The following is an 18,522-nucleotide window of genomic DNA, read 5'->3' on the forward strand; positions in this document are numbered from 1 at the left end:
TTATTACGAACCTGGGGTTTGGTGAAACACATGTCATCGGTTGAAACGGAAAACATGATTGTCGGCCTGGATATCGGAACTTCCAAAGTGGTTGCGATTGTCGGCAAGCGCAAGATGGATGGAACCATCGAAGTGGTTGGTATCGGTTCACACCCGTCCCGCGGCCTCAAGCGGGGGGTGGTGGTGAATATCGAAACCACGGTTCAGGCCATCCAGCGGGCAGTGGAGGAAGCTGAACTGATGGCTGGCTGCCGAATTCATTCGGTCTACGCAGGCATCGCGGGCAGTCATATCAAGAGCCTGAACTCCCACGGTATCGTGGCCATCCGCGACCGGGAAGTGACTCAGGCCGATATCGACCGGGTGATCGACGCGGCCCAGGCGGTTGCCATACCCGCTGATCAGAAAATCCTGCATATCCTGCCGCAGGAATTCGTGATCGATAACCAGGAAGGCATCAAGGAGCCCATGGGCATGTCCGGTGTGCGCCTGGAAGCCAAGGTGCACCTGGTGACCTGCGCGGTAAACGCGGCACAGAACATCGAGAAATGTGTGAAGCGCTGCGGCCTTGAGGTAGACGACATCATCCTTGAGCAACTGGCATCGAGCCACGCGATTCTGACCGAGGATGAAAAAGAGTTGGGTGTCTGTGTGGTGGATATCGGTGGGGGCACCACCGATATCGCGGTGTTTACCGGCGGTGCGATCCGCCATACCGCGGTGATTCCCATTGCCGGTGATCAGGTCACCAATGACATTGCCATGGCGCTGCGCACGCCAACGCAAAATGCCGAAGAGATCAAGATCAAATACGCCTGCGCGCTGACTCAGCTCGCCGGTGCCGACGAAACCATCAAGGTTCCCAGTGTCGGGGACCGGGCGCCCAGAGACCTGTCACGGCAGGCGCTGGCGGAAGTGGTGGAGCCCCGTTACGAGGAGCTGTTCACCCTGGTGCAGTCGGAACTTCGCCGGTCGGGATTCGAAGACATGATTCCCGCAGGCATCGTGATTACGGGCGGTTCGTCCACCATGGAAGGGGTGGTGGAGCTGGCCGAAGAAATCTTCCACATGCCGGTAAGGCTGGCCTGTCCGCAGGCGGTCTCCGGCATGACCGAAGTGGTCAACAACCCGATCTACGCCACTGGTGTGGGGTTGTTGATTCATGGCTTCCGGCAAATGGATCTTGGCCGGGCGCCGGTGCTCAAAGGGGAGGATGCACCTTCCCTGATTGAGCGCATGAAAGCCTGGTTTACCGGTCACTTCTGACGGTGAATCAGCAGGTAGTACACGAAGGTATCTCGAAAAACACAAAACGATCGAATGAAACCGGTCTGGAAAGACCGGAAACAGCACGAAGGAGTAGGGGATATGTTTGAACTCGTTGATAGTGTTCAGCAAAACGCAGTTATAAAGGTTGTCGGTGTTGGCGGTGGTGGCGGTAACGCCGTTCGTCACATGCTTAACAGCGACATTGAAGGTGTGGAGTTTATCTGCGCCAACACAGACGCCCAGGCACTGAAAGACCTGGACGCCCGCCAGATTATCCAGCTTGGTGGCAATATCACCAAAGGTCTGGGTGCTGGTGCCAACCCGGAAGTGGGCCGTCAGTCTGCCCTGGAAGATCGTGATCGTATTGCCGAGGCGCTCAGCGGCTCGGATATGGTCTTTATCACCGCCGGCATGGGTGGTGGAACCGGCACCGGTGCCGCGCCTGTTGTCGCGGAAGTGGCCCGGGAGTTGGGTATCCTGACCGTTGCCGTGGTCACCAAGCCGTTCCAGTTTGAGGGTGGCAAGCGTATGAGCGTGGCCGAGTCCGGCCTGAAAGAGCTGGGCGAGAGCGTTGATTCACTGATCACCATCCCGAACGAGAAGCTGTTGGCGGTCATGGGAAAGAAGACCAGCCTGCTGGACGCCTTTGCCTCCGCCAACGACGTGTTGCTGGGCGCGGTTCAGGGTATCGCTGACCTGATCACCCGCAACGGTATGATCAACGTTGACTTTGCCGATGTTAAAACCGTGATGTCCGAAATGGGCAACGCGATGATGGGTACCGGCCGCGCCACCGGCGAGAACCGCGCCCGTGAAGCCGCTGAGGCCGCCGTTCGCAGCCCGCTGCTGGAAGACATCAACCTGCAGGGCGCCAAGGGCATCCTGGTCAACATTACCGCCGGCATGGATCTGAACCTGGGCGAATTCTCCGAAGTTGGCGACATCGTTCGTGAATTTGCTTCAGACGCCGCCACGGTGGTGGTGGGCACGGTTATCGATCCGGAAATGACCGACGAGCTCAAGGTCACCGTGGTGGCGACGGGTCTCGGCGGTGAGCGTGAGAAGCCCACCAAGGTGGTGGACAACTCACGCACACTGGACGGCAAGACCGATTACAACCAGTTGGATCGGCCTGCTGTGCTGCGTCGTCGTGCGGTTTCGCAGGGCAATGTGGCGCTGGACCAGAGCAAAGAAAGCGAAGAGCAGGGCGTGGACTATCTCGATATTCCCGCATTCCTTCGCCGGCAGGCTGATTGATAATCTGTCTCACCTGTGTTCGGGGGTATCGGTTTCAACGCAGTCAGATGGAACCTTTAGTCCGGAATAAACGTGAGCTGGTTGGCCATAGCGGATGACTATTGCAATTTTTAAGTAAAGTCATGTTGGCTAAATGGTACTCAGTCTTGAATTCTGATATTCTCCGGGCAGTTTTTTGCTCAGAATATCGACTTTTTGTGACGGAATGATGAACCGATGATCAGACAACGGACACTCAAAAATACCATCCGTGCGACCGGTATCGGCCTGCACTCAGGGGAAAAGGTTTACCTGACCCTGAAGCCGGCTCCGGTTGATACGGGCATCATCTTCCGCCGTACGGACCTCGACCCAATGGTTGAGATCCGGGCATGCGCGGAAAATGTAGGTGAGACCATGCTGTCCACGACGCTGGTAAATGACGGTGTCCGTGTGGCGACCGTAGAGCATTTGCTCTCAGCCATGGCTGGTCTTGGCATTGACAACTGCTATGTCGAACTGAGCGCGGCGGAAGTGCCGATTATGGATGGTTCAGCTGGGCCGTTCGTATTCCTGCTGCAGTCTGCCGGCATTTCCGAACAGGATGCCGCCAAGCGGTTTATCCGCATCAAGCGGGAAGTCACCATCGAAGAAGGTGACAAGAAAGCGACCTTCCTGCCGTTTGAAGGCTTCAAGGTCAGCTTCGGTATCGACTTTGACCATCCTGTGTTCAAGGGTCGTGCCCAGACCGCAACGGTGGATTTCTCCAGCACGTCTTTTGTGAAGGAAGTCTCCCGTGCCCGTACCTTCGGGTTCATGCGCGATATCGAGAAGCTGCGTGCGATGAACCTGGCGCTGGGTGGCAGCGTGGACAATGCCATTGTGGTCGACGACTACAAGATCCTTAACGAAGATGGCCTTCGTTATGACGATGAGTTCGTCAAGCACAAGGTTCTGGACGCGATCGGCGATCTCTACCTGCTGGGCAACAGCCTGATCGGTGAGTTCCGCGGTATCAAATCCGGTCACGACTTGAATAATAAGCTGCTGCGCAAGCTCAGGGCGGAAGAAGACGCATGGGAAGTGGTGACCTTCGATGATGAAGCCACTGCTCCTATCTCTTACATGAAACCTGTGCTCGCGGTGGGTTAAGGCCGGAAGCCTTAATCCCGGACGTGGCTTGCGAGTTTTTCGAGAACCTCGCGTAGTGCTTTATCCTTCGTGTGCCCGGCTTCCTCTTTGAGGAGCCGGGCATTTTCTTTGCTGAGGGGCGTCATTTTCGCCTCCGGTTTGTCCCGGTACCTCAAGGGTGACACCTTGATGCGAACCTTCCAGACAAACCTGAACAACTCCTGCTCCCGCAGCTTTTCCATGATCTCGTGTTGCCGGAACCGTAACCGGGTAGCCTTGCTGGCGTTGTCGGTGGCCAGCACCAGTTCTCCGTCGGTACAGCTGACAAAACGCGTGCCGTCTGCCAGCTCCTCCGGAACCGCGTCGAGCACCAGTTGTTCCGCCTGCTGGTGAAGCTCGGCTTTGGTCAGCAGGGCTTTCAGAGTAGAGCCGGGGCTGGAAGCCACTTTGCCAAAGATCATTTTTTGGTCATTTTTTTTGCTCATAACCGGCTTTTTTCTCGACGGGACTGTTTACGATTGGTTACACTTCGGCACGCTTTGTGCGTAGCGCTGATAACACACTCGTTTTACATTGTGGGTAATGAGTATGTCTACCGGGCGCTGCGATTTATCAGTACGTAGTTGTTGCCAAGGATAGCAGAACCGCTCGGATATTTATTTCCGGGCCGCAGCACTACAGGGACAGGTATGCGGCTCTTCAATGAAATCGAATGACGATATGAACGTAATATTCGTTGGCAAACGCCACGGCCGTTCCCGGGCAATCGCGCTCAACGCCGGTATTGTTGCAGCTCTGGTGTTTACTGTGCTGGCGCTGCTGTTGGCGGCTGGCTGGGCGGGTTATCAGGTGGCCGTGGCAAAGGCGGAAGCCAAAAAGCCCACAGAGACCGAACTGGTATCTACCTGGCAAGACAAGCTTCAGGAGCAACGGGCCGAGGTGACGCGGGTTCGGGAGAACGTGCAGCAGCAGGTGGACGCTTTGACACTCCGGCTTGGTGATATCCAGGGGCGGCTTCTGCGACTGGATGCCCTTGGTCAGCGCTTCGTTGAGTCCGGGCTGGTGGCCAGCGATGAATTCAACTTTGATCAGCCGGCGGCTGTTGGTGGCCCCGAAGACGGTATGGGTGGTGAGTCCTACAGTGCCCCTGAGTTGACCGATATGATCGAGCAATTGGAGCGCACGCTGGATGATCGTGAAAAGCAGCTGCGATTGCTTGATAAGGTGGCGTCCCGCAACAAGCTCGAAGACGAGCTGTATCTGCAGGGCCGTCCCATTACCTGGGGCTGGTTGTCGTCCCCTTACGGATACCGTACCGACCCCTTCACTGGCAAGCGCCGCTGGCATGCCGGAGTGGATCTGGCGGGTAAGGAAGGCAGTGATATCATCACTGTCGGTGCCGGCGTTGTGACCTTTGCCGGTGACCGCTTTGGCTACGGCAATCTGGTTGAGGTAGATCACGGCGACGGGCTGGTTACCCGTTATGCCCACGCCAAGACCATCAAGGTCGAAACCGGTGATGTGGTCCAGAAAGGGCAGGTTGTGGCACTGATGGGAAGCACCGGCCGGTCTACTGGCCCCCACGTGCATTTTGAAGTGATCCGCAATGGCAAGTCCGAAAATCCTGAGAAATATATCCAGCGCGCAAGCCGCTGATTCCATTCCCGTGAACCCCACCTTTTGTCCTGTCGCCAAATAAGGTTAGAATGCCGGCTTCCTCCGTTTAACTGAAGAAGCAGTGGTCTATGTTCACAAAGCTTGCAACGAAGATGTTCGGCAGTAAAAACGCCAGAGAAATCAAGCGGATGCGAAAAACCGTTACGCGCATCAATCAACTTGAAGAGGCGCTGGGCGGGTTGTCGGACACCGAGTTGCAGGGCAAGACCGCTGAATTCCGCCGGCGTCTTGATGAGGGCGAAGCCCTGGATGCCCTGCTGCCCGAAGCCTTTGCCACCGTTCGCGAGGCCAGCCGCCGGGTGATGGGCATGCGTCATTACGACGTACAGCTGATTGGTGGTATGACCCTGCACGAAGGCCGCATTGCCGAGATGAAGACCGGTGAGGGTAAAACCCTGGTGGCCACCGCAGCGGTTTATCTCAACGCATTGCCCGGCAAGGGCGTTCACGTTGTCACCGTCAACGATTACCTGGCAAGCCGTGATGCCGAGTGGATGGGCAAGCTGTATCGCTTCCTTGGCCTGACCATTGGCGTGGTCGTTGCTGGTCAGCCACCGGAAGAGAAGCGCGCCGCCTACCAGGCGGATATCACCTACGGTACCAACAACGAATTCGGCTTTGACTACCTGCGCGATAACATGGCCTTCAGTATTGATGACAAGGTTCAGCGCGGTCTCAACTTTGCCATCGTGGATGAGGTGGATTCCATCCTGATCGACGAAGCCCGTACCCCCCTGATTATTTCCGGTGCTGCCGAAGATTCCTCGAAGCTCTATCAGGCCATCAATACGCTGATTCCGGGCCTTGAAAAAGGCGAGGTCAGTGAATCCGGAGAAAGCTCCGGCGACTTTACCATCGACGAAAAGTCACGCCAGGTGGAGCTCACCGAGGCCGGTCATGAGAAGGTTGAAGAATTACTTCTGGAGCGAGGCCTGCTGCAGGAGGGCGAAAGCCTTTACTCGGCAGCCAACCTGAGCCTGCTGCACCACGTTCATTCGGCCCTGCGGGCTCATCACCTGTTCCAGAAGGATGTCGACTACATCGTTCAGGGTGGTCAGGTGGTGATCGTTGATGAACACACCGGCCGGACCATGCCGGGCCGCCGCTGGAGCGAAGGCCTGCACCAGGCCATCGAGGCGAAAGAAGGCCTGAAGATCCAGGCCGAGAGTCAGACCCTGGCGTCGACCACCTTCCAGAACTATTTCCGTCTGTACGACAAGTTGGCCGGCATGACCGGTACCGCAGACACCGAAGCTTTCGAATTCCGTCAGATCTACGGTCTGGACGTGGTGGTGATTCCGCCCAACAAGCCCATTCAGCGGATTGACTACAACGACCTGGTGTACCTGACCCAGGAAGAAAAGTTCCACGCCATCATTGATGAGATCAAGGATGTCACGGGTGAAGGTCGGCCTATCCTGGTGGGTACCGCGTCCATCGAGGCCTCCGAGCTGCTGTCCATGCTGCTCAAGAAGGCCCGCATCGAGCACAAGATCCTAAACGCCAAGCAGCATGACTCTGAGGCACTGATCATTGCCCAGGCGGGCCGCCCCGGCGCGGTGACGATTGCAACGAACATGGCCGGTCGTGGTACGGACATTGTGTTGGGCGGTAACTGGGAATACGAAGTGGCCGCCCTGGATAATCCGTCCGAGGAAGAAGTCGCCCGCATGAAGGCGGAATGGACCGAACGCCACAATCAGGTGCTGGATGCCGGTGGTCTGCATATTATCGGTACCGAGCGTCACGAATCCCGGCGGATTGACAACCAGTTACGGGGTCGTGCCGGCCGTCAGGGCGATCCGGGTTCTTCCCGTTTCTTCCTGTCGCTGGAAGATAACCTGATGCGGATCTTTGCGCCTGAACGGGTGAAGAACCTGATGCAGGCCATGGGTATGAAAAAGGGTGAGGCCATCGAGCACCGTATGGTCACCAACGCCATCGAGAAATCCCAGCGCAAGGTGGAAGGTCGTAACTTCGACATGCGTAAAACCCTGCTGGAATACGATGACGTAGCCAACGATCAGCGCACGGTGATTTACGACCAGCGTAACGAGGTGATGGCGTCTGACGACATCTCCGAGATGGTCGACACCATTCGCAGCGATGTGGTTGACGCTATGGTCAGCGAGTTTATTCCGCCCCAGAGCATGCCGGAACAGTGGGACGTGGCCGGGCTGGAAGCGCAGCTGCAATCTGAAATGGCGATTGATCTGCCGATTCAACAGTGGCTGGATGAAGACAGCAAGCTGTATGAGGAAAACCTGCGCCAGAAGATTCTCGACGCTATCGTCACCGAATATAAGGCGAAAGAAGAGATTGCTGGCGCAGAGCCCATGCGCAAGTTCGAGAAACAGGTGTTCCTGCAGGTGCTCGACACCCTGTGGAAGGAGCATTTGTCGAACATGGACCACCTGCGCCGGGGTATCCACCTGCGCGGTTACGCTCAGAAGAACCCGAAACAGGAATACAAGCGCGAAGCCTTCAACCTGTTTGAGACCATGCTGGACACCATGAAGCGTGACGTCACCCGTGTGTTGTGTCATGTCCGGGTTCAGAGTCGCGAAGAGATGGAAGAGATCGAGCGCCGCCGCAAGGAAGAGCTGGAGCGGGAAATGGCCCGGGCCAAGTTGCGGCACGATCAGACCAGTGCCACCCAGGGTGAGGATGCTGGCCAGGGCAACCAGGCCCAGGGCACCCCGGAGACCTTTGTTCGCCAGGAGCGCAAGGTAGGGCGAAACGAGCCGTGTCCCTGCGGGTCTGGCAAGAAGTACAAGCAGTGTTGCGGTAAGGTCAGCTAAAACCTGAGCAGCAACCTCGGCACCAGAACCCGCAATCGGCCAGTGTATGGGCGGTATGCGGGTTTTGTCGTTTACAGTTTCGGATAAATTCAGGAGGCAGGCATGGCAGTAGGTCCCGGAACCTTACCCGAGTTTTACCCGGTGGCGGGTATCAAGGTGGGGATTGCGAGTGCGGGTATCAAAAAGCCCGGGCGTAAAGACATAGTGGTGTTTGAGTTGGTGCCGGAGGCGAGGGTAGCGGGCATATTTACCCGCAATCAGTTTTGCGCGGCTCCTGTGGTACTCAGCCGTAAACACTTGGCCCAGGGCGCACCCCGCTACCTGCTGATCAACACCGGCAATGCCAACGCCGGTACCGGCGAACGTGGCATGGCCGATGCTCTGCGCTGTTGTGAAGCGCTGGCCGCCGAAGCAAGCGTTAGCCCTGACGCAGTGTTGCCGTTCTCAACCGGTGTGATCGGTGAGCCCTTGCCGGTCGACAAGATTGTCAAGGCGTTGCCGGAAGCCCTGGCCAGTGCCCGGGAAGACCGCTGGGCGGAAGCCGCCAGTGGCATCATGACCACCGACACCCGGCCCAAAGGTGCGTCTGTGTGGGTGGATCTGGGTGGCCATGCGGTGACCATCTCCGGCATCAGCAAGGGCGCGGGCATGATCCGGCCAAACATGGCCACCATGCTCGGGTTTATCGCCACCGACGCCCGCATTGCACCCGACGTGCTGCAGTCATTGGCGTCGGAGCTGGGCGAGAAGTCGTTCAACCGGATTACCATTGATGGCGACACCTCCACCAACGATGCCTGCATGTTGATGGCCAGTGGCCAGTACGACGGGCCGGAAATCACCGCAGACAGCCCGCACCTGCCGACGCTGAGAGAAGCCCTTCGCCAGGTATACCTGGACCTGGCCCATGCCATTGTCCGGGACGGTGAGGGTGCCACCAAGTTTGTCACCATCGATGTCAGCGGTGCGGCCAGCCAGCAGGAGGCCCTCGATGTGGCCTATACCGTCGCGCACTCGCCGCTGGTGAAGACCGCGCTGTTTGCTTCGGACCCCAACTGGGGCCGGATTCTGGCGGCGGTGGGGCGCGCGGGTGTGCCGGACCTGGACCTGGGCTCTTTGGAAATCTATCTGGGGGATGTCTGCCTGGTGCGCAATGGTGGCCGTGCCGATGATTACTCCGAAGACCGGGGTCAGCGGGTAATGAGCCAGGAAGAAATCACCATTGCCATCGACCTCAAGCGCGGTAGCGTTCAGGAAACCGTGTGGACCTGTGACTTCTCCCACGACTATGTGACCATCAATGCCGAATACCGTACCTGAGCCTGAGACCCTGGCGGGGAAGAAGCAGATCCACGTTGCCGTCGCCGTCATTATCCGTGACGGCCGGGTTCTGATTGCCCGCCGTCCGGATCACGTGCATCAGGGCGGACTGCTGGAGTTCCCGGGTGGCAAGGTGGAGTCGGGGGAAACCGTACAGCAGGCCCTGGTTCGGGAGATTGCCGAGGAAACCGGCCTGCAGGTGCCCCTGGCCAGCCTGGAGCCGGTGATCGGTATTCGACATGATTACGGCGATAAACAGGTTTTCCTGGATGTCTGGAGAACCACCGAAGCCGAGGGGCAGCCAGAGGGCCGGGAAGGGCAACCGATCAGCTGGCTGCGCCCGTGCGAGCTCGCCGATGCGGATTTCCCCGCCGCCAACCGCCCGATCATCAGGGCACTCAATTTACCGCAGCGCCTCGCGATTGTTGGCCCTATGGCATCCTGGCAGGACGGTATCAGCAGGCTGGAACGGTCGATTGGCGGGATGGCGGGGCAGCTGGTTGTGCTTCGGGCGCCTCAATTGCCGGATAACGATTACCTGAAACTGGCGGCAGAGGCTTTGCCGATCTGTTCCGGTGCCGGTGTCGGACTGGTTTTGCATGGGCATCCGCGCTTGCTTGGTGCGTTTCCGAAAGCTGCCGGCCTGCACCTGCCCTGGCGTGAAGCTCAGGCGCTCTCAAGGCGCCCTGTGCCGGCCGATCGATGGCTGGGGGTGTCCTGCCATGACCAGGGGCAGCTGCACCATGCGGCGGCTCTGGGTGCGGATTACGCGACGCTGGGCCCGGTGTTGGAAACGCCCACCCATCCGGGGCAACCCGGAATCGGCTGGGAGCAGTTCGAATTCCTGGTGGCCAATGCCAGGCTTCCAGTCTACGGGCTGGGGGGGCTGGGGCCAGGTCATGAAACACTGTGTCGTGAGCGGGGCGGCCAGGGCATTGCCGGTATCGGTTTCTGGTGGTGAGCCGCTGGCGGAGATTACGGATTTCCGCCGGCATCAGCCTGTGCGACAGTGGTTAAACAGTGACAGATCAACAACGAGCGGGGAGTACAGCGTGAGCAAGTTGACCCATCTGGATGATAAGGGTGAAGCCCGAATGGTGGATGTGACGAGCAAGGCCGTCACCGAGCGGGAGGCCCGGGCGGAAGCAACCATCCGCATGGCGCCGGAAACCCTGCGAATGATCATTGATGGTGAGCATCCCAAGGGCGACGTGCTGGCTACCGCCCGTATCGCCGGCATCATGGCGGCCAAGAAGACCCATGACCTGATTCCCCTGTGCCATGCCCTGAATCTGACATCGGTGAAAGTGGAGTTGTCTCCGGGGGCGGATGGCGCCTCTGTGCATATCCTTACCCGTTGCAAGCTGTCGGGGCAGACCGGTGTCGAGATGGAGGCGCTCACGGCTGCCAGTGTTGCCGCTTTGACCCTGTACGACATGTGCAAAGCCGTTGATAAGGCGATGGTGGTGGATGGTGTGCGGCTGCTGGAAAAGAAGGGTGGCCGCTCGGGACACTGGCGCGCGCCGGAACAATGATCTGCTCTCTGGCCTTGGCCGTACTCTTTCCGACCACACTGTATTCGGAGAGTAAACGTGCCAACACTACGCCAGGCAAGCAGCCGCATGATAGAATGCCCGCCCAATTTGTCAGAACCACGAGGAAATACAGTGGCTGTTCGTTACATTGAGACCTGCCGTTTGCCCACCCCCTTCGGTGTGTTCGACATGCACGGCTTTGAGGAGCCGGACACCGGAAAGGAGCATGTGGCACTAACGCTGGGCGATATTGATAGCGATGAGCCGCTGCTGGCACGTACCCATTCCGAGTGCCTGACTGGCGACGCCCTGTACAGTATGCGTTGTGATTGCGGGTATCAGCTGGAAGAAGCATTGCGCAGCATTGCCCGCGAAGGCCGTGGCATTCTGATGTACCTGCGCCAGGAAGGCCGTGGCATCGGGTTGCTGAACAAGATTCGCGCCTACCGGTTGCAGGACCAGGGCGCAGATACCGTAGAGGCCAACGAGCGGCTGGGTTTCGGTGCGGATTTGCGGGACTACAGCATGTGCAAGGACATGCTCGAGCACCTGGGGATCCGAAGCCTGAAGCTGATGACCAACAACCCCAGGAAGGTCAAGGCGTTGGAGTCTTACGGAATTCAGATTTCGGAGCGGGTTCCCCTGCACGTGGGTCGCAACCCGCACAACGAACACTATCTCAATACCAAGCAAAGCAAGCTCGGCCACTGGCTCGAGACTCATCAGGATGACGACCCGGCCTGATTGAGCCGGTTGGCAGAGTCGGCTGATAGCACGGCTGCGCTATCAGCCAGCAGTGATCACTTGATGGCGGTCAGGGCGGCGTTACCGAGGCGGTCAATCCGACTGGCGATGGCGCTACGGATACCTTCCGGGTCCAGCCCGCATTCCTTGAGCAATTCCCCGTGCTTGCCATGGTCGACGAAGCGGTCAGGCAAGCCCAGCTGCAGCACCGGCAGCATCACTTCCCGTTTATTCAGGCATTCGGTCACTGCGCTACCGGCACCGCCGGCCACCACGTTTTCTTCCAGCGTTACCAGCAGGTCATGTTGTTCGGCCAGTTCCAGTACCAGGCTCTCATCCAGTGGTTTAACGAAACGCATATCCGCCACTGTCGCATTCAGGCTGTCGGCCGCTTCCAGGGCTGAGCCCAACAGGGTGCCAAAGTTAAGTATGGCCACCCGAGCGCCCTCGCGGACAACGCGACCCTTGCCGAGGGGCAGAGCCGACAGCGCCTGCTGGATTTCGGCACCGGGGCCGGTGCCCCGGGGGTAGCGCACGGCAGCTGGGCCATGGTACTGAAGACCGGTGTGCAGGAGCTGGCGGGTTTCGTTTTCATCTGAGGGGGTCATCACCACCATTTTCGGGATGCAGCGGAGATAGCTGATGTCGAACGCGCCGGCATGGGTCGGGCCGTCTTCGCCCACCAGCCCCGCCCGGTCGATGGCAAACAGCACGTCCAGATCCTGGATGGCAACGTCGTGAATCAGTTGGTCATAGCCCCGTTGCAGAAATGTGGAATAGATTGCCACGACGGGTTTGGCGCCGTCACAGGCCAGTCCGGCGGCCAGGGTGACCGCGTGCTGCTCGGCGATGGCGACGTCAAAGTAGCGGTCCGGGTAGCGTTCGGAAAACGCCAGCAGGTCTGAGCCTTCACACATGGCGGGTGTAATGCCGACCACGCGCTCATCCTGCTCGGCGGCATCGCACAGCCATTGTCCGAAGACGTTGGCGTATTTTGGTTTGGCCTGCTTCGGTTTGACCGGCTCCGGTTTGCTCGGTGGCACGGGTTCAATCTTGTTGATGGCGTGATAGCCAATGGGGTCCGCCTCTGCGGGCGCAAAGCCTTTGCCTTTGGTGGTGACCACATGCAGGAACTGCGGGCCGTCCAGCTCCCGGATGTTCTCCAGGGTTTCAACCAGCAATGGCAGATCGTGGCCATCAATCGGGCCGATGTAGTTGAAACCCAGCTCCTCGAACAGCGTGCCCGGGGCAATCATGCCCTTGAAGTGTTCTTCGGTTTTCTTCGCCAGCGCCATCAGGTGCGGGGTGCTTTTCAGCACTTTCTTGCTGCTGTCCCGAACCTGGTTGTAGGTTCGGCTGGCCAGCAGCTTGGCAAAATAGTTGGACAACCCGCCCACGTTGCGGGAGATCGACATGTCATTATCGTTCAGGATGACCAGCATGTCGGCATGCAGATGGCCGGCGTGGTTCAGGGCCTCGAAGGCCATCCCGGCGGTCATTGCGCCGTCGCCGATTACGGCGATGCTCTTGCGCCCGGTATTCTGCATGCGGGCAGCAATGGCCATGCCCAGTGCGGCGCTGATCGATGTGCTGGAGTGGCCAACGCCAAAGGTGTCGTATTCACTTTCCGCGCGTTTCGGGAACCCGGCCAGGCCATCCTTGCGGCGGATGCTGCCCATCTGTTCCCGGCGACCCGTCAGGATCTTGTGGGGGTAGGCCTGGTGGCCAACATCCCAGACCAGTCGATCTTCAGGCGTATTGAAGACATAGTGCAGGGCGACGGTCAGTTCCAGAACGCCCAGGCCGGCACCAAAGTGCCCGCCGGTCTGGCCGACAGACCAAAGCAGAAAAGCCCGGAGTTCTCTGGCCAGTTGGGGAAGATCTTCCTCGGGCAGGGTGCGCAGCTGGGCGGGCACGTCAATCCGGTCAAGAATGGGCGTGTTGGGCCGCTGCGACGGGATTTCCCTGAAAATGTATGTGTCCTGCATCAGCTCGGGTCTTTATCGGAATATGGATTCTATGACTGGCATTATAAGGGAACAGGGAGGTGTGTTTCACACTTCCCGGGCCAGATGTTACAAAACGGTGTCGTCAAACCGGCCGATTCTTGTTTGTCAGCGCGGTTCAGTGGCTTCTGGCCACCACATAATCGGCCATGGCCCTCAGCACCTCGGCTTCGTCGCCGAAACTGTCCAGGGCACTCTGGGCCTGATCCAGCAGCTTCTCCAGGTGTTCCCTGGCACCGGAAATACCCAGCAGGGCCGGATAGGTGGGTTTCTCCCTGGCGGCGTCCGAGCCCTGTCGCTTTCCGATGACTTCGGTATCGCCTTCAATATCCAGCAGGTCATCCTGCACCTGGAACGCCAGGCCCAGGGCGCTGGCAAAATCAGACAGGGCGGCCAGTTGTTGATCTGTGACCGAACCGGATGTCAGCGCGCCAAGGCGAACACTGGCTTCGATCAGGGCGCCGGTTTTATGGCGATGCATGGACTCAAGCTGTTCTATGGTCAGTTGGCGGCCAACCGATTCCAGATCAATGGCCTGGCCACCAACCATGCCCTGATGTCCGCTGGCGGTCGCCAGTTCCCGAATCATTGCGATGCGTTGTTGGTCTGACAGCTCCGGGGCCTCCGCCAGAAGTGCAAAGGCCAGGGTTTGCAGCGCATCGCCGGCCAGTATGGCGCTGGCTTCGTCAAACGCGATGTGAACGGTTGGTCGGCCACGCCGGAGGTCGTCGTCATCCATGGCGGGCAGGTCGTCGTGCACCAGGGAATAGGCGTGCACCAGTTCCAGCGCACAGGCGGGGGCCAGCGCCGCTAACGGATCGGCGCCGATGGCGCGGGCTGCGGCCAGGCACAGTGCCGGGCGAATGCGCTTGCCACCGCCCAGAACGCTGTAGCGCATGGCCTCATCCAGCCTGGGTGAGGCGGCGCCATCGCGAATGGAGCGTTCCAGTGCCTGGTCGATTTGCTGGCGGGATTGCTCCAGAAATTCCAGAGCCAGGGACAGGCGCTCACTCATCAGTTGGCATCATCCGCTGAAAAGGGACGGGTCTCCAGGGAGCCATCGCTGTTCTGAACCAGCTGTTCAACACGCTGCTCGGCGGTTTTCAGGGCGGTCTGGCATTCTCGGGTGAGCTTTACGCCCCGCTCGAAGGCTGCCAGTGACTGCTCCAGCGAAAGCTCTCCCTGCTCAAGATCGCGAACCAATCGCTCAAGTTCGTCCAGGGATTTTTCAAAGTCGGCAATGGATGTGCTGCTGTTATTCTCACCGGCCATGGGCGACCTCCGGTCAGGTGTTTCGGAAATTGCGCGGATTATATCAGAGTCCCTGAGCTATCGCTGCCAGGCGAATTGGCGTTTTTCCAGAGTTGTGGCATTCGGTCCCCAGGATTGCTCGGTGACTGACACCTGGCCCTGTCGGGACACGGTAACAACCGTGGTTGCTCGGGTTCCGTAGTGGTCGCCGACGATGAATGGTGAAGACAGAAATCGCTCGGTTTCCATGCCAACGCCGGTATCCGGAAGGCTCTGGTCTGGCGCTGGCGTGGTGTCCTGTAAGAGTGACAGTAGCTGTTTGTGCAGCGGCGCCGGGTCTTTGCGCGCTTGTTCCACGCAGTGGCCAACGGCCTTGCGTAGCCTCAGCAGTTTTGGCCAGGGGGTCTGCAGCAGGTGGTTACTCAGGCCATAAACGCCCCGGAATACCTGCCGGCCAGGGTGGGCGTCCCGATTGCTGTAATACCAGCCTCCAAGCCCGGTCAGCTTCACCAGGTTGAACCCAGCGTAGCGGCCCGGCTCTGCATCCAGTGAGGATTGCAGTTCACTGGTTGAGAGTCTCAGTGCGTGTAAGGGCAGTTCGCCACGGCTTTGGCGGCCAGCCTCGGGGCTTCCCTCCCGCACGTTGGTCACGGCTGTTACCGTGCCGTCGGTATTGACCGCCAACCAGGTGCCGCCGGATTCCAGGTCCTGTCCGGCCAGAATTTGCTGGCCGTTGTTGTCCTGCCACCAGTCCATGGCGGCGGTGGGGCGCCGGAAGAACTCGTCCCGGTTGGCTGCCACCACCAGGGGAAATTCCGGGCTTTGTCCGATGGCGAAAGCAATGAGGCACATGGTCGATGGCAATCCTTTAATTGAATTGGGAGGCTGCAGCGGTTGGCAACAATGCGTATCATACCAGCCTGATTTATTCCCGGGATTAAGCAAACAAACATGACCCTGATCGGTATATTCATTCTGTACCTGACACTAGGTGCACTGGCAGGCACCATGGCTGGCCTGTTCGGAATCGGTGGTGGCCTGGTTATCGTTCCGGTGCTGATTTTCACTTTTGGCTTCCAGGGGTTCAGTTCCGAGATCGCCGCTCACCTCGCTATTGGTACTTCTCTGGCCACTATTGTCTTTACGTCTATCAGTTCCATACGCACCCACCATATCCATGGGGCTGTCCGGTGGGAACTGGTGCGGCCCATGACGGTCGGAATCATCGTCGGGGCATTGGCCGGCGCGTGGACGGCGTCGCTGCTGAGTGGCCCGATGCTGAAAACCATCATTGGCGCCTTTGCGATTCTGGTCGCGCTGAAAATGCTGCTGGAAGCAAACCCCAAGCCTGGTCGGGATGTGCCTGGAAACGCCGGGCTCGGCGTGGCCGGTGGGTTTGTGGGCTGGGCATCTGCCATCTTCGGAATTGGTGGTGGCACAATCTCCGTGCCTTACCTCACCTGGTGTAACGTGCGCATGCAACAGGCTGTCGCCACGTCCGCGGCTTGCGGCTTGCCGATTGCCTTGGCCGGCGCTGCTGGCAACATCTGGACCGGCTGGCAGAACCCGCAGCTGCCTGATTTCAGTGTTGGGTTTATCTATTTGCCGGCGTTGGTCGGTATTGTTGCCACCAGTGTCTTTTTTGCCCGTTTCGGCGCAAAGCTGGCGCACAAGCTGGATGGCCGCCTGTTGAAGAAGATATTTGCCGTTGTGCTGATCCTCGTCGGCCTCCGATTCCTGCTGAGTTGAGAGCGTATTCATGTTGCAACACCCGCAGATTGACCCGGTGGCTATTGCCATCGGCCCCCTGAAAATCCACTGGTATGGCCTGACCTACCTGGTTGGTTTCGCCGCCGGCTGGTGGCTTGGCCGCCTGCGTAGCCGCAAACCCTGGTCGCCCCTGAATGAAGAGCAAGTAGGTGACCTGCTGTTTTATATGGCCCTGGGTGTCATTCTCGGTGGCCGTTTCGGGTATGTGGTGTTTTATAACTTCGATGCCTTCCTAGCCGACCCGCTATGGTTGTTGCGGGTGTGGGAAGGGGGGATGTCGTTCCATGGCGGCCTGCTGGGCGTCATGCTGGCGATGTGGTGGTTCGGGCGTAAAACGTCGGCCGGGTTCTGGAGCATCGCTGATTTTGTGGCGCCGCTGGTGCCGGTGGGCCTGGGCGCGGGCCGCATCGGCAATTTTATCAACGGGGAGCTTTGGGGCAAACCTACGGATGTGTCCTGGGGCATGGTGTTCCGCACCGCCCCCGACAGCCTGGCCAGGCACCCCTCCCAGATCTATCAGTTTGCCCTGGAAGGGGTGGTGTTGTTCGCTATCCTGTGGTGGTTCTCCTCCCGGCCCCGCCCGAAAATGGCCGTCTCTGGCCTGTTTCTGGCCTGCTATGGCAGTTTCCGATTCTTTACCGAATTCTTCCGCCAGCCTGACCCTCAACTGGGTTACCTGGCCTTCGACTGGCTGACCATGGGGCAGGTGCTGTCGTTGCCCATGGTCATTGCTGGCGCTGCCCTGATTGTTATTGCTTACCGGAGAAACGCTGCATGAAAGCTTACCTCGACCTGATGCAAGACGTTGTTGACAACGGATTCGACAAGGGCGACCGCACCGGCGTTGGCACCCGCTCCGTGTTCGGCCGGCAAATGCGCTTCAACTTGCAGGACGGCTTCCCGCTGGTGACCACCAAGAAAGTCCACCTGCGCAGCATCATCTACGAATTGTTGTGGTTCCTGAAAGGCTCCACCAACAACACCTGGCTGGCGGAACGAAAGGTCAGCATCTGGAACGAATGGGCACTCGATAACGGCGACCTGGGGCCAATTTATGGCAAGCAGTGGCGCAGCTGGCAGTGCCACGACGGTCGGGTGATCGATCAGATCAGCGAGGTTATCGAGCAAATTCGAACCAAGCCCAACTCCCGGCGCCTGATTGTCTCCGCCTGGAACCCGGCGGAACTGCCGGACGAGTCGGTCAGTCCGCAGGAGAATGTGCGGGAAGGGCGCATGGCGCTGGCGCCCTGCCACTGTCTGTTCCAGTTCTATGTGGCGGACGGCAAGCTGTCTTGCCAGCTGTACCAGCGCAGTGCGGATCTGTTTCTGGGGGTGCCCTTTAACATTGCGTCTTATGCTTTGTTGACCCACATGATTGCCCAGCAGTGTGATCTGGATGTTGGCGAGTTTGTGCACACGTTTGGGGACTGTCACCTTTACAGCAATCACCTGACCGACAATATCGTGTTCGAGCAGCTAAAGCGTGAGCCCCGTGCCTTGCCCAGGCTGGTCATCAAGCGCAAGCCGGAATCCATCTTCGACTACGAGCTGGAAGATTTCGAATTCGAAGGCTATGACCCTTACCCGGTGATTAAGGCTCCGATAGCGATCTGATCCCGAGCCTGGGATCGCGGCCCGGTTGGCTGGGGGAGGCAGGACAGCGGGTGGGGCTTTCCGAAAAACGCTGTGAATACGTCCGTGTACGCTTGGCTCCGCCATCCCTGGCTCCGCACATTTTCGGAAAGCCCCACCCGCTGCCCTGCTTTCGAACAATGGTGATCG

Annotated in this window: 17 protein-coding genes; 12 read left to right on the plus strand and 5 right to left on the minus strand. The window is 58.9% G+C overall.

Going from position 1 to position 18,522, the window contains the following annotated elements:
• The first annotated feature begins 30 nt into the window (after positions 1-30).
• The 3 genes from ftsA to lpxC all read left to right on the plus strand — a co-directional run bounded on the left by ftsA (position 31) and on the right by lpxC (position 3,657).
• Complete coding sequence (gene ftsA / locus QUE75_RS04605; protein ID WP_058091004.1) at positions 31-1,266, plus strand: cell division protein FtsA; 1,236 nt, start codon at positions 31-33, stop codon at positions 1,264-1,266.
• Positions 1,267-1,368: 102 nt separating this feature from the next.
• Complete coding sequence (ftsZ, locus tag QUE75_RS04610) at positions 1,369-2,526, plus strand: cell division protein FtsZ (protein ID WP_058091003.1); 1,158 nt, start codon at positions 1,369-1,371, stop codon at positions 2,524-2,526.
• Between the two features lie 216 nt (positions 2,527-2,742).
• A complete protein-coding gene (gene lpxC, locus QUE75_RS04615) occupies positions 2,743-3,657 on the plus strand; it encodes a UDP-3-O-acyl-N-acetylglucosamine deacetylase (protein WP_058091002.1) in 915 nt (304 codons plus the stop codon).
• An 11-nt stretch (positions 3,658-3,668) separates the two neighbouring features.
• On the opposite strand, the gene QUE75_RS04620 is transcribed toward lpxC, so the two are convergent.
• On the minus strand, positions 3,669-4,121 hold the full coding sequence (locus tag QUE75_RS04620) for a DUF721 domain-containing protein (RefSeq protein WP_061333016.1): 453 nt from the start codon (positions 4,119-4,121) through the stop codon (positions 3,669-3,671).
• A 235-nt stretch (positions 4,122-4,356) separates the two neighbouring features.
• Between QUE75_RS04620 and QUE75_RS04625 the strand changes: the two genes are divergently transcribed.
• The 6 genes from QUE75_RS04625 (at position 4,357) to ribA (ending at position 11,713) form a co-directional block, all read left to right on the plus strand.
• Positions 4,357-5,292, plus strand: coding sequence for a M23 family metallopeptidase (locus tag QUE75_RS04625; protein ID WP_244178157.1), 936 nt, complete (start codon positions 4,357-4,359; stop codon positions 5,290-5,292).
• Between the two features lie 89 nt (positions 5,293-5,381).
• Complete coding sequence (gene secA, locus QUE75_RS04630; protein ID WP_072678058.1) at positions 5,382-8,114, plus strand: preprotein translocase subunit SecA; 2,733 nt, start codon at positions 5,382-5,384, stop codon at positions 8,112-8,114.
• Between the two features lie 102 nt (positions 8,115-8,216).
• The gene (gene argJ, locus QUE75_RS04635) at positions 8,217-9,434 is read left to right on the plus strand and encodes a bifunctional glutamate N-acetyltransferase/amino-acid acetyltransferase ArgJ (RefSeq protein WP_286253965.1); all 1,218 of its coding nucleotides are present in this window, start codon (positions 8,217-8,219) and stop codon (positions 9,432-9,434) included.
• Complete coding sequence (locus tag QUE75_RS04640) at positions 9,415-10,395, plus strand: Nudix family hydrolase (RefSeq protein WP_286253967.1); 981 nt, start codon at positions 9,415-9,417, stop codon at positions 10,393-10,395. The genes argJ and QUE75_RS04640 overlap by 20 nt, the downstream gene beginning before the upstream one ends.
• 91 nt (positions 10,396-10,486) lie before the next feature.
• Entirely contained in the window at positions 10,487-10,969 is a 483-nt protein-coding gene (moaC, locus tag QUE75_RS04645) for a cyclic pyranopterin monophosphate synthase MoaC (protein ID WP_058090996.1), read from the plus strand.
• 189 nt (positions 10,970-11,158) lie between these two features.
• The gene (ribA, locus tag QUE75_RS04650; RefSeq protein WP_396631704.1) at positions 11,159-11,713 is read left to right on the plus strand and encodes a GTP cyclohydrolase II; all 555 of its coding nucleotides are present in this window, start codon (positions 11,159-11,161) and stop codon (positions 11,711-11,713) included.
• 56 nt (positions 11,714-11,769) lie between these two features.
• Here ribA and dxs read toward each other — a convergent pair whose 3' ends face one another.
• The 4 genes from dxs to QUE75_RS04670 all read right to left on the minus strand — a co-directional run bounded on the left by dxs (position 11,770) and on the right by QUE75_RS04670 (position 15,822).
• Entirely contained in the window at positions 11,770-13,701 is a 1,932-nt protein-coding gene (gene dxs / locus QUE75_RS04655) for a 1-deoxy-D-xylulose-5-phosphate synthase (protein WP_230713971.1), read from the minus strand.
• Positions 13,702-13,837: 136 nt separating this feature from the next.
• Positions 13,838-14,734, minus strand: a complete 897-nt coding sequence (gene ispA, locus QUE75_RS04660) for a (2E,6E)-farnesyl diphosphate synthase (RefSeq protein ID WP_286253971.1) — start codon at positions 14,732-14,734, stop codon at positions 13,838-13,840.
• A complete protein-coding gene (locus tag QUE75_RS04665) occupies positions 14,734-14,991 on the minus strand; it encodes an exodeoxyribonuclease VII small subunit (protein ID WP_058090992.1) in 258 nt (85 codons plus the stop codon). Before QUE75_RS04665 ends, ispA begins: the two co-directional genes overlap by 1 nt.
• A gap of 57 nt (positions 14,992-15,048) precedes the next feature.
• A complete protein-coding gene (locus QUE75_RS04670) occupies positions 15,049-15,822 on the minus strand; it encodes an NRDE family protein (RefSeq protein ID WP_286253974.1) in 774 nt (257 codons plus the stop codon).
• 99 nt (positions 15,823-15,921) lie between these two features.
• Here QUE75_RS04670 and QUE75_RS04675 point away from each other — a divergent pair, with 99 nt between their 5' ends.
• Genes QUE75_RS04675 through QUE75_RS04685 form a run of 3 tightly spaced genes read left to right on the plus strand, consistent with a single transcriptional unit; the run spans position 15,922 to position 18,354 of the window.
• Positions 15,922-16,719 carry a sulfite exporter TauE/SafE family protein gene (locus tag QUE75_RS04675; protein WP_106693386.1) on the plus strand — a complete coding sequence of 266 codons (798 nt, stop codon included), beginning with the start codon at positions 15,922-15,924 and terminating at the stop codon, positions 16,717-16,719.
• 10 nt (positions 16,720-16,729) lie between these two features.
• Positions 16,730-17,518, plus strand: a complete 789-nt coding sequence (lgt, locus tag QUE75_RS04680; RefSeq protein WP_061333025.1) for a prolipoprotein diacylglyceryl transferase — start codon at positions 16,730-16,732, stop codon at positions 17,516-17,518.
• Complete coding sequence (locus QUE75_RS04685; RefSeq protein ID WP_286253978.1) at positions 17,515-18,354, plus strand: thymidylate synthase; 840 nt, start codon at positions 17,515-17,517, stop codon at positions 18,352-18,354. Before lgt ends, QUE75_RS04685 begins: the two co-directional genes overlap by 4 nt.
• The last annotated feature ends 168 nt before the right edge of the window (positions 18,355-18,522 follow it).

It is taken from the genome of Marinobacter shengliensis (assembly GCF_030297115.1).
Classification (GTDB): Bacteria; Pseudomonadota; Gammaproteobacteria; order Pseudomonadales; family Oleiphilaceae; genus Marinobacter; species Marinobacter shengliensis.